The following is a 15213-nucleotide window of genomic DNA, read 5'->3' as shown; positions in this document are numbered from 1 at the left end:
GGCCTTGAGTGTGCGACGAGACCGGGTCGTGGTCGCTTTATTTCGACGCCACCGAACGACGATGCGCCACCAGGCCGGCCGTGGAACTGTCGAGCCCATCCGTCGCGGCTCCTGCATCGCTGACGATCGGCACGAGCTTGCTGGCCAGTTCCTTGCCGAGTTCGACACCCCATTGATCGAATGGGTTCGTGTCCCAGATCGCCGCCATTGTGAAGACGCGGTGCTCATAGAGCGCGATCAGCCGGCCGAGCGTGCGTGGGTCGAGGCGGCGGTACAGGAAGGTCGAGGAAGGCCTGTCGCCGGAGAACACCTTGTGGGGGGCGAGACGTTTCACCTCGTCCGGCGCCATGCCGCCCTTCTCGAGTTGCGCCGCGACCTCGCCGATGTCGCGGCCTTGCATGAGGGCCTGGCTCTGGGCGAAGCAATTGGCCAGCAGCAGGTCGTGGTGATGAGCGTCGGCCTGCGTCGGCTCCGCCGCCACGAGGAAATCCACCGGCACGATCTCGGTGCCCTGGTGGATCAGCTGGAAGAAGGCGTGCTGGCCGTTGGTGCCGGGCTCGCCCCACACGATCGGGCCTGTCTGCGCGGTGACGTGTGAGCCGTCCAGATGCACGCTCTTGCCATTGCTCTCCATATCGAGCTGCTGGAGATAGGCGGGAAAGCGCCCGAGCCGCTGGTCATAGGGAATGACGGCCTGGGTCGAGACACCCTGGATGTCGCGATAGAGCACCCCGAGCAGCCCCATCAGCATGGGGATGTTCGCCTCGATCGGCGCCTGCCGGAAATGCGTGTCGATCTCGAAACCACCGCGCAGGAATTGCTCGAACTGCGCGGGCCCGATGGCGATGACCAAGGCCAGCCCGATGCTCGACCACATGGAATAACGGCCGCCCACCCAATCCTTGAAGCCGAACACCCGTTCGCTGCCGATGCCGAATTTCGCCACGAGATCGAGTTTGGTCGAGACGGCCGCGAAATGATGTTTCACCGCCTCTTCGCCAAGGCCCGCCACGATCCAGTCGCGCGCGCTTTGCGCGTTGGTCATGGTTTCCAGCGTCGTGAAGGTCTTCGAGGAGATGATGAAGAGCGTCGTCGCCGGGTCGAGCGCCGCCACCGTGTCGCCGAGATCGGCGCCGTCGACGTTCGATACGAAATGCGTGCGCAGGCGTGGGCTGGAGAAGGGCGTGAGCGCGCGGGCCGCCATGGCGGGCCCAAGATCCGATCCACCAATGCCGATATTCACCACATCCGTAATGGTCTTGCCGGTTGCGCCCGGGATCGAGCCGTCGCGGATGCCCGTGGCGAAGGCCGCCACCTTCTCGCGCGTGGCGATCACGTCCGGCATGACGTCTTCACCGTCGACCATAATGGGCTCGCCGGAGAAATTGCGCAGCGCCGTATGCAGCGCCGGCCGATGCTCGGTGGTGTTGTAGGCCGCGCCGGAGAACATCTTGTCCCGCTTTGCCTCGACCTCGCTGTCCCGTGCGAGCTGCACGAGCTTGCCGAGCAGCGCATCGTCGATCCGGTGCTTCGAGAAGTCGAACAAGAGGTCGTCGAGTTGAACGTGATATTTGGCGAAACGGCCTGGATCGCTCGCAAAGGCCGCCTTTATGGAAACGGGTTCTTGGCCTTCAAGCACTTTCTTCAATTCCGAAAGGGCTGCGCCGTTTTGGGATCCGGTCATGTGAACACCTCGCTCAGAAGCCGTATGGCCTGTCGATGTCCATAGCATAGGGCGCGGTGGGAGAAAGGGACCAGCCCGACGGTCTGTTCAATCGATCTTGCTCAGCTATGCGCAGCGGCCGCGTCAAAGTTTCCGCCGCCGCCGCCCTGCCGTCCTTCGCGGCGCATGTGTGGCGAGGTGCTCTGTCAGGCTTGTCGTGACCGAGCCAACCCGTGCGCGATGACGCAGAGCAGTTCGAACGCCATGGTGGCCCCGGTCAGCGCCGTTAGGCCGCCGATGTCGAAAGGGGGCGCCACCTCGACGACGTCGGCGCCCACGATGTCGACGCCCTCCAGCAGGCGCACCATGGCCTGGGCCTCGCGTGTCGTGAAGCCACCGATCTCGGGGGTGCCGGTGCCCGGCGCCATGGATGGATCGATGCAGTCGATGTCGAAGCTCACATAGGTCGGGCCATCACCGACGATCCGCCGCGCCTCGGCCATCACGTCCGTGGCTGAGCGGGCGACGAATTCCTCCATGTAGAGAACCCGGATGCCCTGGGCGCGCGCCCAGTCATGCTCGCCGGGATCGTAGATCGAACCCCGGATACCGATCTGAATCGTCCGTTTGGGATCGAGCAGGCCCTCCTCGATGGCGCGGCGAAAGGGCGTGCCGTGGGTGTAGCGGTTGTCTCCGAAATAGGTGTCGTTGGTGTCCGAATGGGCATCGAAGTGGATGAGGCCGACCGGCCGGTGTTTGGCGACGGCCCGCAGCGCCGGCAACGTCGTCAGGTGGTCGCCGCCGATACCGAGCGGAATTGCTCCCGCCGCGACGATCTCAGCAATGCCGGCTTCGATCCGGGCGAGACCGTCTTGCAGGTCGATGGGATTGACCGACAGGTCGCCGACATCGGCGATATTGGCGAGGTTGAAGGGTTCGATCTTGGACACATGGTGCACGCGCCGCATCAGGCTCGACTGATTGCGGACCTCGCGCGGGCCATGGCGGGCGCCGGCGCGGTTGGTGGTGCCGCCATCCCAGGGGATGCCGTAGAGAGCGATGTCGAGCCCCTGCGCCGAGGGCACGAAGGGCAGGCGCATGAAGGTCGCCACGCCGGCATAGCGCGGCACCTGTGCGCCATCGACCGGCTGGTGGTGTCCTGATTGAGCGTCGGTCATGGGTCGAACTCGTCGCGCACGGCCCGTGCGATGTTCACAGGGCCATCGTTGAGCACCGCCTCAAGCCGGACGATCCAACCGCAACGAGAGCATCATTGATGTCTCTAGCACATTCTCATGTTCGAGCGCGATGCCGCAGCCGACCTAAAGGCCCCGAGCGGTCAGGCGGCCTCCACCAGTGAATCGATGCGAAGCGGCAGATCCCTCAAACGCTGCCCCGTCGCGTGGTAGATCGCGTTGGCGATGGCGGCCGAGGTGCCCACGATGCCGATCTCGCCGATCCCCTTGATGCCGAGCGGGTTTACCAGCGTGTCCTCCTCGGGCACCATGATGACTTGCACATCGACCACATCGGCGTTCACCGGCACGAGGTAATCCGCAAGGTTGGTGTTCACGTAGCGTGCGGCATTGGCGTCGATCTCGGTTTTCTCGTGCAGGGCCGAGCCGATCCCCCAGATCATGCCGCCCATGTACTGGCTGTGCGCCGTGCGGGTGTTCATGATGCGGCCGGACGCGAAGGCGCCGACGATGCGGGGAACGCGGATCTCACGGGTGCGCGCATGCACCCGCACCTCGACGAACTGCGCCCCGAAGGCAAATTGGATGCGGTCGGGCAGTTTGGCGCCGCCGATGGGCTGGGCGGCGCCCTTGTAGAGCATCTGCATGCCGCCCTTCGCGGCGCCGTGCGGCATCCATTCGGCATATTCCTGGACCGAGCCGAGACCCCGCTCCTTCAAGGTCGCGACGAGGTCGACCGTGGGAACCGCACCCGTACCATTGTCGCCGAGCTTGGCCCGGATGGCGTCGCAGGCCTGTGCCACGGCCGAGCAGACGCTGGCGGTCGAGATCGAGCCGCCCGACACCGGGGCGGGCGGCAGGTCCGTGTCGCCCATGAGCACCTGCACCTTGCCGACTGGCACGCCAAGCCGCTCGGCAGCCGTCTGGCCGGCGACGGTGTAGATGCCGTTGCCGATCTCATGGCTGGCCGCCTCGACGCGCGCGGTGCCGTCCGGAAACAGGCTGACCCGAGCGGTCGCGGGCGCCATCTGGGTCGGATAGGCCGAGGTCGCGCAACCCCAACCGATCAACCAGTCGCCGTCGCGCATGGAGCCGGGTTGCGGGTTGCGCTTGGACCAGCCGAATGCCTCCGAGGCCTGGTCGAAGCAGGGCATCAACGTGCGGCTGGTGTACGGAAGGCTCTTGATGGGCTCCTTCATCGTGTCGTTGAGGCGGCGCAGCTCGACCGGGTCCATCGCCAGCGCGACCGCGAGTTCGTCCATCGCGCTTTCCAGCGCGAAAAAATAGGGCGTCTCGGCGGGCGCCCGCATGAAGCCGGGTGTCGAGCGGTCGGCGCGCACGATCGTCACGTTGCTGGTGATGTTGGGGCAGGCGTACATGCGTGTCGACGCATCCGTGCCGGCCACCGCATAGGGGTCGGGTCGGGAGGTGACTTCGAACCCGTCGTGGCTGAGGGCCTGGAGCTTGCCGTCCCGCGTCGCGCCGAGCTTGATGCGGTGCTTGGTTTCGGCCCGGTAGGTGGCGACAGTAAATCCCTGCTCACGCGTCGGCACGAGTTTGACCGGGCGGCCCAGCTTGCGTGCAGCGATGGCGACGAGCGCGGTGCGCTGAGTCAGGGCGCCCTTGGAGCCGAAAGCCCCGCCGATGAACGGACTGACCACCCGCACCTGGCTCGGCTCGATGCCGAGTTGGGTCGCCAGGCCGTTCTTGAGGCCGTAGACGTTCTGGCTCGGCTCGTGAACGGTCAGCTGGCTCCCATTCCAGCCGCATTGGGTCGCGAAGAGTTCGATTGGATTGTGATGCTGGGCCGGTGTCGAATAGGCGACATCGATTTTCACAGGCGCAGTCGCATAGGCGGCCGCGAAGTCCCCGACCTTCGGGTCGTCGTGCTTCTTGTTCTGCGTTGCCAGCTCCTGGTCGACGGCGCCCGGTGACTCGAAGGTTGCGGTGGGTCGATCGACCTCGTAGTCCACCTTGACGCGATGCGCGGCATCGCGGGCCACCTCGTAGGTGTTGGCCAGTACGACCGCGATGGTCTGACCACCGTAGGCGATCTCGGCGGAGCCGAGCGGCAAAATGCTGTTCGAAGCGGGACCGCCTTCGGTGAAGAACTTCACCTTCCGGATCGCCTCGCCGATGTTCTCATGGGTCAGGATGTCGAGAACGCCCGGCAACGCACGGGCCTCTCTAAGGTCGAACGATTTGATGCGGCCCTTGGCGATGGCGCTGCTGAGCAGGAACGCATAAGCGACATCCGGCAAGGCGACGTCGGAGGCGTACAGGGCCGAGCCCGTGACCTTGGCGCGGGCGTCATAACGCGGAACGGGGTCCCCCATATTGGCCTTGGGGGCAGGTGCGGCTGCGTCGACCATGATCAACCCTCCAGCGTTGCGGCTTGCAGCAGCGCGCGCACCACGGTTTTCTGGCCGAGCGTCACCTTGTAGGCATTGTGGGTGCGCGGGGCCGAGCCCACGAAGGCCATGCGGGCAGCCGCGGTCGCCGTGGCCTCGTTCAGCGGCTTTCCGATCAGCGAGGCTTCCGCGTCCCGTGCCCGCCAGGGCACCGAAGCGACACCTCCCAGTGCGATCCGGACATCCTTGACGGTATCCCCATCGAGATGAAGCGCGATGGCGGCTGAGGCGAGCGCGAATTCATACGATTGTCGATCGCGGATCTTCAAATAGAGCGACCGGCGCGTCCAGGGGCCCGCCGGTATCGACAGCGCGGTGATCAACTCGCCCGGTGCCAGGGTCGTCTCGATATGGGGGGTCGAGCCCGGAGGCTTGTGCAAGGTCGCGATCGGGATGGTACGTGACCCTGACGGTCCTGCGATGTCGAGCGTGGCGTCGAGCGCCATCAAGGCCTGGGCGAAGTCGCCGGGATAAGTGGCGATGCAGTCCTGGCTGGCGCCCAGGATCGCGTGCTGCCGGTTGAGCCCGTCGAGAGCCGCGCAGCCCGATCCCGGATTGCGCTTGTTGCAGGCCGACCACGAGGTGTCGCGGAAGTAGTTGCACCGCGTCCGCTGCAACAGGTTGCCGCCGAGCGTCGCCATGTTGCGAAGCTGGGCGCTCGCCGCCAGCGTCAGGCTCTGTGCCAGAACCGGATAGGTTTTTATGACCGCGGGATGGTCGGCCGCGGTCGACATCTTGACCAGGGCGCCGAGCCTCAGACCCGCATCCGAGATGGCGATGCTGCCGTGCTGAGGCTCGAGAGGGGTGATGTCCACGACCCGGGCCGGTTGCATCACGTCGAGCTTCATCAGGTCGAGCAGGGTCGTGCCGCCGGCCAGGTATTCAGCGGGAGCGCGGCCCTGGATCAAGGAGGCTTCCTTGAGCCCGTCGAAGGCGCGCGGAGCACTTTCTGTCGAGGCGGCGCGGTCGTACAGGAAGGGACGCATCGGCTCAGCCCTCCATCTGGGTCTTGGCCTGGCGCACGGCCGCGACGATATTGGGATAGGCCGCACAGCGGCAGATGTTGCCGCTCATATATTCGCGGATAGCGTCGTCGGTGTCGGCGTGACCTTCCTTGACGCAGCCGATGGCGGACATGATCTGGCCCGGCGTGCAGTATCCGCACTGGAAGGCGTCATGATCCACGAAGGCCTGCTGCATCGGATGCAGCGGCCCATCGGCCCGCGCGAGCCCCTCGATGGTCGTGACAGCCCGATCCTGCACCGCAACCGCGAGCGTGAGGCAGGCCAGGGTCCGGCGCCCATCGACCAGGACAGTGCAGGCCCCGCACTGACCGTGGTCGCAGCCCTTCTTGGATCCGGTAAGTCCGATATGATCCCGCATCGCATCGAGCAGCGTGGTGCGTACATCGAGGCCGAGCCGGTAGGCCTCGCCGTTCACCGTGAGGCGCATGTCGAGCGGAGCCTGCGGGTCGGGTGGGGGCAGGGCTTGGGCAGATGCCTGGCTTGCAGCCGCCGCACCCATCAGCGGCAGGGCCGCGGTCGAGGCTGTCGCGCCGAGGAAGCGCCGCCTGCTGACGGAGTCCGGGCGTGTATCGTCTCTGTCTTTCGGCAAGGCTGCCTCCGCAAGTTGCCTCAGAACACGTGAACGGATCGTGGTCCGTTGGCGGCGCAGCGCATCTCGCCCGCCGACGCCCTATTAGCTTCCCCTGTTTGGAGCCATTACAAGGCAGCCAACCGGGACTGATACAAAAGGGCGCAGTTCCGAAGGTGCCGGCGTCACATGATCCGAGGGGCAACAGGCTGCACCACACCTGCTTCTATACGGGCGGCCAAAAGCATCGGTTCCGCTGCAACATCCGGCCGCTTCTCGATGGGGCGGCAATCCGCAATGCCATCGCGATGGACGCGGGTTGTTCGGACGTGGAGCTTTCGTCTCGTCCCGTCGTTAGCATCCGACGACGTTCAGCCGGCGCTCTTTAATGAGTCAGGTAGCGCCCCTACAATGCGCGGAGCTGGTGATCGGCTGAGCCGGCTGACTGAGACTTCGCGGCAGCGGCACGCGAGATCAATGCAAGGAGTTTTCATGGAACATCGGCAACTCGGACGTTCCGGCCTCAAGGTGCCGGTGCTCAGCTTCGGCACGGGGACGTTCGGCGGCAGCAATGAGTTTTTTGAGCGCTGGGGCCGGACCGATATCGACGAGGCGACCAGGCTGGTGGACATCTGCCTCGACGCCGGTGTCAGCCTCTTCGACACCGCCGATGTCTACTCCGAAGGCGCATCGGAGGAGATCCTCGGCGCGGCCCTGAAGGGCAAGCGAGACCGCGCGCTCATCTCCACCAAGTCGACCTTCCGCAGCGGGCAGGATGCCAACGACGTCGGCTCCTCCCGCTACCATCTGATCCGCTCCTGCGAAGCGAGCCTGAAGCGGCTCGGCACGGATCACATCGACCTCTACTTCATGCACGGATTCGACGCGACGACCCCCGTCGACGAGACGCTGCGCGCGCTCGACGATCTCGTGAGTGCCGGCAAGATCGGCTACATCGGCGCCTCCAACTTCTCGGGATGGCACCTGATGAAGGCGCTTGCGACCTCCGAGAAATACGGACTGGCCCGCTATGTCGCATACCAGGGCTATTACTCGCTGGTCGGTCGCGATTATGAATGGGAGCTGATGCCGCTCGGGCTCGACCAGGGGGTGGGCCTGATGGTGTGGAGCCCCCTCGGCTGGGGACGCCTCACCGGCAAGATCAAACGCGGTCAGCCGATCCAGGGTGGCCGCATCGCGTCCGGCGGCGCGGCCGGCGGACCCGAGGTCGATGACGAGTACCTCTACACCGTCGTCGATGCGCTCGAGGAGCTCGCCGGAGAGACCGGCAAGACGATCCCGCAGGTCGCGCTCAATTGGCTGCTGACCCGGCCCACCGTGGCGAACGTGGTCGTGGGCGCACGCGACGAGGCGCAGCTTCGGGCCAACCTCGGGGCGGTCGGCTGGATGCTGAAGGAGGAGCAGATCGCGCGGCTCGACAAGGCGAGCCGACGCCTGCCCGCCTATCCCTACTGGCACCAGATGGGTTTCGACGAGCGCAATCCCAAGCCGACACACTGGTAGACCCGAGGCTGGGGTCCGACCTTCCCCCACGAGGCCGTCACGTCAGTTGTCCGAGGCATGGTCTGAGCTTGAACCAGCCTCGGACTGAACTGCCGCGATTTCGAGCGTGATCGCCTTCGCTTCGGGCGATGGGCGATCACGTCTTCTGCCGCTGGGGGTTACAGCCGGCTGACGACGTTCTCCAGCATCTCCTGGCGGCCGGATCGCGGCCGTGGCGACACGGCACGGCTCTCGGCGGCCGCGGCGATGTCTTCCAGTGTCGCTCCGCTCGCGGCATGGTCGGGCTTGTCCCATCCCGCGTAACGCTCGCGCATTTGCGCGGTGAGCCGACCCTCCTCGAAGAGCTTCGCGGCTTGCAGGAAGGCTTTCGCGCAGACGTCGATTCCGCCCACATGGGCATGCACCAGATCGTCGGGCTCGATCGATTGGCGGCGGATCTTGGCGTCGAAGTTGAGGCCGCCTGTGGTCAGACCGCCCCCCTTGATGACTTCATAGAGTGCCAGAGTGAGTTGCGGCACGTCGTTGGGGAACTGGTCCGTATCCCAGCCGAGCAGCGGGTCGCCGCGGTTGATGTCGAGGGAGCCCAGGATCCCGAAGGCCTGTGCCACGGCGATCTCGTGCTCGAAGGTGTGGCCGGCCAGGAGGGCGTGGTTCTCTTCGAGGTTGAGCTTAACGTCCTTCTCGAGCCCGAAATGCTTGAGGAAGCCATAAACAGTCGCGGCGTCGAAATCGTACTGGTGCTTGGTCGGCTCTTTCGGCTTCGGCTCGATCAGGATCGGGCCCGAAAAGCCGATTTTGTGCTTGTAGTCGACGACGAGCGACAGGAAGCGCCCCATCTGATCGAGCTCACGCTTGAGATCGGTGTTGAGCAACGTCTCGTAGCCCTCGCGGCCGCCCCACATCACGTAATTGGCGCCGCCAAGCGCGTGCGTGACGTCGAGCGCGGTCTTCACGGTGGCGGCCGACCAGGCGAACACGTCCGGATCGGGGTTGGTGGCGGCGCCTGCCATGAAGCGCGGATGGCTGAAGAGATTGGCGGTGCCCCACAAGAGCTTGAGGCCTGTCGCCTGCTGCTTCTCGGCCAGGTAGTCGCCCATCGTGCGCGTGTTCTTCAGCGTTTCGGCCAGGGTCGCGCCTTCCGGAGCCACGTCGCGGTCGTGAAACGAGTAGAGCGGGACGTCGAGGACGCGGAACAGATCGAAGGCCGCGTCGGCCTTGGCTCGGGCTGCCGCCATCGGGTCGTTGCCCCCCATCCACGGACGGATGATGGTCGGGGCGCCGAACGGATCCGTGCCGTTCATCACGAAGCTGTGCCAATAGCACACGGTGAGCCGCAGGTGCTCCTTCAGCGGCTTGCCGAGCACGATCTTGTCGGGATCGTAGAACCGGTAGGCGAGCGGGTTGGTGGAGCCCTCACCCTCGTAGCGGACGGTGGGAAGGTCGGAGAACAGCGTCATGGCAGGTTGTCCCTCATGTAGATATCGATCCGGATGGGATCGGGCTGGTAATCGGCCTGGCCATCGGCCAGGGCTTTCAGGGTTCGGACAGCCCGGCGCACTTCATCGGACGCGTCCTGGTTGATGGCGGCGTCGAAAGTGCCGCTCAGAAGCGCCTCGCGCATGAACGGCGTGAGTTCGTGGCCGATCGCGATCACGTCGCGCGCCCGACCCGCTTCCTCGATCGCCGCCACGATGCCGCGATTGCCGGCCCCCATGCTGTAGACGCCGATAAGGTCGGGCACCTCCCGCAGGGCCGCGGCGACGAGCGGCTTCGTCACCGCCCCGTCGTCGAGCCCCTCGGCCACAGGCAGGAGGCCGAGATCCGGGAAATCCCGCTCGATCACCTGGGCGAAGCCGAGCCGGCGCTCGGCGTGGTCGCGCAGCGTCATCCGCCCCGCGACGGTCAGGATACGGCCACGGCGTCCCCCGGCGAAGCGGCCGAGCAGGGAGGCGCCCACGCGGCCGGCCGCGATATTGTCCGGCCCGATGAAGCGGGCGCGGCGCGAGGGTGTCACGTCCGACACCAGCGTCAGCACGGCGATGTCGTCGGCCGCGACGCGCGCGATGGCGTCGCGGACCTCGGGCGCATCCACGGCCACAACGGCGACACCCATGGTGCCATCGTGCCGGCAGGCCGCGAGCTGCTGCGCCAGCGCCTTCGGGTCGAAGGCCGCGTAGTCGTTGCTCGACACGGTGATCCGTTCGTCGAGCCCGCGCAGGGCCGCTAGTTCGACTTCGCGCCGGACGGACTGCATGAAACTGTTTTGCGGCAGATGTGGCAACAGAAAGCGGAACCGGTATTGCCGGCTGCGGGCGAGGTTGGCGGCGAACAGGTCCTTGCGGAAGCCGAGACGCTCGACAGCGTCCTGCACGGCCCGGACGGTCGCCTCGCGCACGCCTGGCCGTCGGTTCAAGACGCGGTCAACGGTCGCGAGGCTTACGCCGGCCGCCGCCGCCACATCCCCCGCCGTCACCCGCCGCTCCGGCTCCACAACCGCGTCCTCCGTTTGACGAACGTAAATCATCGATCACAACATCGGAGCAAGTACAAATTTGTTTTGTGCGTTGCGTTAAAGTGATGTGGCGATGCACAATAATGATGCTAAGCTTTCATCCCGCGCCGAAATGATGATTTATGTTGCGGTACGTACCTCATGCTGCTAGCGATTTGCGTGAAGCTGGCCTTCCATCAGCGTCTCGCACGCGAAGGGCAGCATGTGCGGCGCGCCGCGCCGTCGGGGGAAGGAAAAGGAAACATGAAGCGTTCACTCGCACATCTTCTTTGCGGCGTCGCGATCCTGGCCGCATCGGCCAGCCTGTCCGGCGTGGCCCAGGCTAGCGCCGACAAACCGGTGATCGGCTTTTCGATCGACGACCTGCGGCTCGAGCGTTGGACCCGTGACCGCGACTATTTCGTGGAAGCCGCCAAGAAGCTCGGTGCCACCGTCAACGTGCAATCGGCCGATGCCAGCGAGGAGCGACAGGTCTCGCAGATCGAGAACATGATCTCGCGCGGCGTCGACGCCATCGTGATCGTGCCCTTCAACGGCAAGGTACTCGATAATGTCATCAACGAGGCCAAGCAGGCCGGCATCAAGGTGGTGGCCTACGATCGGCTGATCCTCAACTCCGACATCGACGCCTACGTGACCTTCGACAACGAGCGCGTGGGCGAGATGCAGGCGCAGGGCGTTCTCGATGCCAAGCCCGCCGGTAACTATTTCCTGATGGGCGGCTCGCCCACCGACAACAATTCGCAGATTTTGCGCGCGGGTCAGATGAAGGTGCTGCAGCCCGCCATCGACGCCGGCAAGGTCAAGGTGGTCGGCTCGCAATTCGTGCCTGAGTGGAGCGCCACCACGGCGTTGCAGATCATGGAAGACGCGCTGACCGCCAACAAGAACGCCATCGACGGCGTTGTCGCGTCGAATGACGCCGAAGCCGGCGGCGTGGTGCAGGCCCTGACCGCACAAGGTCTCGCGGGCAAGACGGCCGTTTCGGGTCAGGACGCCGATCTCGCGGCCATCCAGCGCGTCAAAGCGGGCACGCAGACCGTCACGGTCTACAAGCCCTTGAAATCAATCGCCAGCACGGCCGCCGAGATCGCCGTCGACCTGTCCAAGAACAAGACGCCGACCTTCACGTCCAAGATGGACAATGGCAAGAAGCAGGTCCCGACCATCCTGCTCACGCCGATCTTGATCAGCAAAGCCAACTGGGACGCGGTGGTGAAGGATGGCTTCTACACCGAAGCCCAGGTCAACGGGAAGTAAGCCGGCCTAATCGCCGGATCCGGGCGCCGACAGGCGCCCGCCACATCGACCGCGCCGCTGACGATCTGCTGTCTGCGGCGCGATCCTTTCCCCGCCGGTCGCTCCTTGATCGGCCTTATGGATCGCCGGAACGCCTCATGGCCGAAACCCTGCTCGAGATGCGCGGCATCACCAAGGATTTCGCCGGTGTGCGAGCCCTGAACGGCATCAATCTCACCGTACGAGCCGGCGAAGTTGTGGGTCTCTGTGGCGAAAACGGCGCCGGCAAGTCCACCATGATGAAGGTTCTGTCGGCCGTCTATCCCTATGGGACCTGGGGCGGCACCATCCAGTGGCAGGGCCGCGAGCTCCGGGCAGCGAGTATCCGCGAGACCGAAGCGGCCGGCATCGTCATTATTCATCAGGAGCTGATGCTCGTACCTCAGCTGTCGGTGGCCGAGAATATCTTCCTCGGCCGGGAGCCGCGCGGCTTCGGCGGCTTCATCGATTTCGAGGCCATGTACGCCAAGGCCGCGGCCCTGATGGCCGACTTGAAGATGAGCCACATCAACGTGGCCCAACCGGTCGCCCATTACAGCGGCGGCGAACGTCAGCTTATTGAAATCGCCAAGGCGCTTAGCAAGAACGCCAAGCTGTTGATCCTGGACGAGCCCACCTCCTCGCTGACACGCTCCGAGACCGAGACGCTGCTGGGCCTTGTGAAGGGCCTCAAGGCGCGCGGCACGGCCTGCGTCTATATTTCCCATAAGCTCGAAGAGATCGAAGCGATCGCGGACAGCGTCACGGTGATTCGCGACGGCGCCTATGTGGGCCACGCCGCCATGGCGGACATCAAGGCGAGCGACATCATCCGCATGATGATCGGCCGCGAAATGACGAGCCTCTTCCCGCGCGAGGCGCATCCGATCGGCGAAGTGGTGTTCGAGGCCCGCAACGTGATTTGCCTCGACCCGCAGAACGTCAACCGGCGGCGGGTCGACGACGTATCGTTCCAGCTTCGCCGGGGCGAGATCCTCGGCATCGCGGGCCTGGTCGGCGCCGGCCGCACGGAACTCGTGAGCGCGCTGTTCGGTTGCTACCGCGGCCCTTACACGGCCGAGATCCTTCTCGAAGGCAAGCCGATCACGGTGCGGACCCCGAAGGAGGCCGTCCGCCATGGGCTCTGCATGGTGCCGGAAGACCGCAAAGCGCATGGCATCGTGCCCGACCTCGCGGTGGGCCAGAACATCACCCTCTCGACCCTCGACGATTACACATCCGGCGGCCTGATCGACGAGAACCGCGAGTTGCGCGACATCGACGCCGCGATCGCGCAGATGCGCATCAAAACCGCGAGCCCGATGCTGGCCATCGCGCGGCTGTCGGGCGGCAATCAGCAGAAGGCGGTCATCTCCAAGATGCTGGCGCCCAAGCCCCGCGTGCTCATCCTCGACGAGCCGACCCGCGGCGTGGACGTCGGGGCCAAATACGAGATCTACAAGCTGATGTTCGATCTCGTAAAGCAGGGCATGTCGATCATCATGGTGTCGTCCGAGATGCCGGAAGTCCTCGGCATCTCGGATCGCGTGCTGGTGATCGGCGAGGGTCAGTTGCGCGGCGACTTCATCAACGACGGCCTGACCCAGGAGCAGGTGCTGACCGCCGCCATCACGCCCCTGCCGCACGCGGCATGAACGAGTTCACATCATGACGAGCACCGACAGCCCAAGCCTCACCACAGCCGGCGGCCAGCCCGACACGTCCAAGACGCCGCCCGCGGGCTCGACCCGCGCGGTCGTGGGCGTCACGCAATTCAAGGCCGCCTTCACGCGCTACAAGATCTTGGCGCTGGCCGTGGTCATCGCGATCGTGTGGGTGTTCTTCAACTATCTCACCGACGGCGACTTCCTGACCGCCCGCAACCTGTCGAACCTGCTGCGCCAGATGGCCATCACGGGGATGTTGGCCTCCGGCATGGTGTTCGTCATCATCGCGGGCGAGATCGACCTGTCGGTCGGCTCGCTGCTTGGCCTGCTCGGCGGCATCGCGGCGCTGTTCGATGCGCGCTACCACCTGCCGTTGCCCGTCAATCTCGTGGCCGTGCTGGCGATCGGAGCGGCGATCGGCTGCTTCAACGGCTATTGGGTGGCCTATCGCGGGATCCCGTCCTTCATCGTGACGCTGGCGGGGCTACTCGCCTTTCGCGGCATCCTGCTCGGCATCACCCACGGCGTGACCGTTACGCCCATCTCGCCCGGCCTCGTGGCTGTCGGGCAGAGCTACCTGCCGGCCCTGATCGGCATCATCCTGGCGGCCGCGATGTTTGTCGTGCTCGCGACCGTGACGCTGCGCAACCGGGCGAACCGGCGCACGCACGGCCTCAAGGTGCCGGCCTTCGGCCTGGACCTTGCCAAGATCGCCCTGACCGGCGTGGCGCTCGCAGGCTTCATCGTCGTGTTGAACGCCTATCGCGGCATCCCGACCCCGGTGCTGATCCTGCTCTGTCTCCTCGGTGGCTTGACCATCATGGCCCGCCGCACCGTACTCGGCCGCCGCATCTACGCGATCGGCGGCAATCTCGAGGCGACGCGCCTGTCGGGCGTCGACGTGCAACGCGTGAAGCTCGTCGTATTCGGCCTCATGGGGGCGGCGGCGGCGCTCGCGGGCGTCATGACCACGGCGCGGCTTGCGGCAGGCTCGCCATCGGCCGGCAGCCTGCAGGAGCTCGACGCCATCGCGTCCTGCATCATCGGCGGCACGTCCATGCGCGGCGGCGCCGGCACGGTGGCGGGGGCGCTCATCGGGGCCCTGATCATGGCGAGCCTCGACAACGGCATGTCGATGCTCAGCGTCGACACCTACTGGCAGATGATCGTGAAGGGCACGATCCTGCTGCTCGCCGTCTGGCTCGATATCGCGACCGGCACCAAGAGCGCGTAACGGCGCCCCTCGCGGGCGCGACAACGCGGGCGCTCAAGTCCCGTATCCGTGAGGCGTCTGTTTGTTGAGCGGACGCTGGTGCCGAAAAGCCGAAATCTTGCGCACGACCGATGCTGAGGCGTCCTCTACCCTGGG

At 65.5% G+C, this 15213-nt stretch carries 11 protein-coding genes; 4 read left to right on the top strand and 7 right to left on the bottom strand.

Annotated features, from left to right (window positions below; translation table 11 throughout):
• Window positions 1-37 precede the first annotated feature (37 nt).
• From pgi to M8523_RS19740, 5 genes are all read right to left on the bottom strand, one after another.
• On the bottom strand, window positions 38-1684 hold the full coding sequence (gene pgi, locus M8523_RS19760; RefSeq protein ID WP_282586622.1) for a glucose-6-phosphate isomerase: 1647 nt from the start codon (window positions 1682-1684) through the stop codon (window positions 38-40).
• Between the two features lie 185 nt (window positions 1685-1869).
• Window positions 1870-2841 (bottom strand): agmatinase, encoded by a 972-nt coding sequence (gene speB, locus M8523_RS19755; RefSeq protein WP_282586621.1) that lies wholly within the window; start codon window positions 2839-2841, stop codon window positions 1870-1872.
• A 161-nt stretch (window positions 2842-3002) separates the two neighbouring features.
• Complete coding sequence (locus M8523_RS19750) at window positions 3003-5231, bottom strand: xanthine dehydrogenase family protein molybdopterin-binding subunit (RefSeq protein WP_282586620.1); 2229 nt, start codon at window positions 5229-5231, stop codon at window positions 3003-3005.
• A 2-nt stretch (window positions 5232-5233) separates the two neighbouring features.
• The gene (locus M8523_RS19745) at window positions 5234-6256 is read right to left on the bottom strand and encodes an FAD binding domain-containing protein (protein WP_282586619.1); all 1023 of its coding nucleotides are present in this window, start codon (window positions 6254-6256) and stop codon (window positions 5234-5236) included.
• Between the two features lie 4 nt (window positions 6257-6260).
• Window positions 6261-6884, bottom strand: a complete 624-nt coding sequence (locus tag M8523_RS19740; protein ID WP_428350901.1) for a (2Fe-2S)-binding protein — start codon at window positions 6882-6884, stop codon at window positions 6261-6263.
• Window positions 6885-7355: 471 nt separating this feature from the next.
• Here M8523_RS19740 and M8523_RS19735 point away from each other — a divergent pair, with 471 nt between their 5' ends.
• Entirely contained in the window at window positions 7356-8387 is a 1032-nt protein-coding gene (locus tag M8523_RS19735; protein ID WP_282586618.1) for an aldo/keto reductase, read from the top strand.
• Window positions 8388-8545: 158 nt separating this feature from the next.
• On the opposite strand, the gene xylA is transcribed toward M8523_RS19735, so the two are convergent.
• Both xylA and M8523_RS19725 read right to left on the bottom strand, forming a co-directional pair.
• Window positions 8546-9844 (bottom strand): xylose isomerase, encoded by a 1299-nt coding sequence (xylA, locus tag M8523_RS19730; protein ID WP_282586617.1) that lies wholly within the window; start codon window positions 9842-9844, stop codon window positions 8546-8548.
• Complete coding sequence (locus M8523_RS19725; protein ID WP_428350898.1) at window positions 9841-10911, bottom strand: LacI family DNA-binding transcriptional regulator; 1071 nt, start codon at window positions 10909-10911, stop codon at window positions 9841-9843. The genes xylA and M8523_RS19725 overlap by 4 nt, the downstream gene beginning before the upstream one ends.
• A gap of 231 nt (window positions 10912-11142) precedes the next feature.
• On the opposite strand from M8523_RS19725, the gene xylF reads away from it, so the two are divergent.
• The 3 genes from xylF (at window position 11143) to M8523_RS19710 (ending at window position 15078) form a co-directional block, all read left to right on the top strand.
• Window positions 11143-12159 (top strand): D-xylose ABC transporter substrate-binding protein, encoded by a 1017-nt coding sequence (gene xylF / locus M8523_RS19720; RefSeq protein ID WP_282586615.1) that lies wholly within the window; start codon window positions 11143-11145, stop codon window positions 12157-12159.
• Window positions 12160-12296: 137 nt separating this feature from the next.
• Window positions 12297-13832: a xylose ABC transporter ATP-binding protein gene (locus tag M8523_RS19715; RefSeq protein WP_282586614.1), complete on the top strand. Its 1536-nt coding sequence runs from the start codon at window positions 12297-12299 to the stop codon at window positions 13830-13832.
• Window positions 13833-13845: 13 nt separating this feature from the next.
• Entirely contained in the window at window positions 13846-15078 is a 1233-nt protein-coding gene (locus M8523_RS19710) for a sugar ABC transporter permease (protein ID WP_282586613.1), read from the top strand.
• Window positions 15079-15213: the final 135 nt, after the last annotated feature.

It is taken from the genome of Lichenifustis flavocetrariae, from assembly GCF_026130545.1.
Taxonomy (GTDB): domain Bacteria; phylum Pseudomonadota; class Alphaproteobacteria; order Rhizobiales; family Beijerinckiaceae; genus Lichenihabitans; species Lichenihabitans flavocetrariae.
Note: the sequence above shows the minus strand (reverse complement) of the source record. Positions and strands in the feature narration are given on the sequence as shown.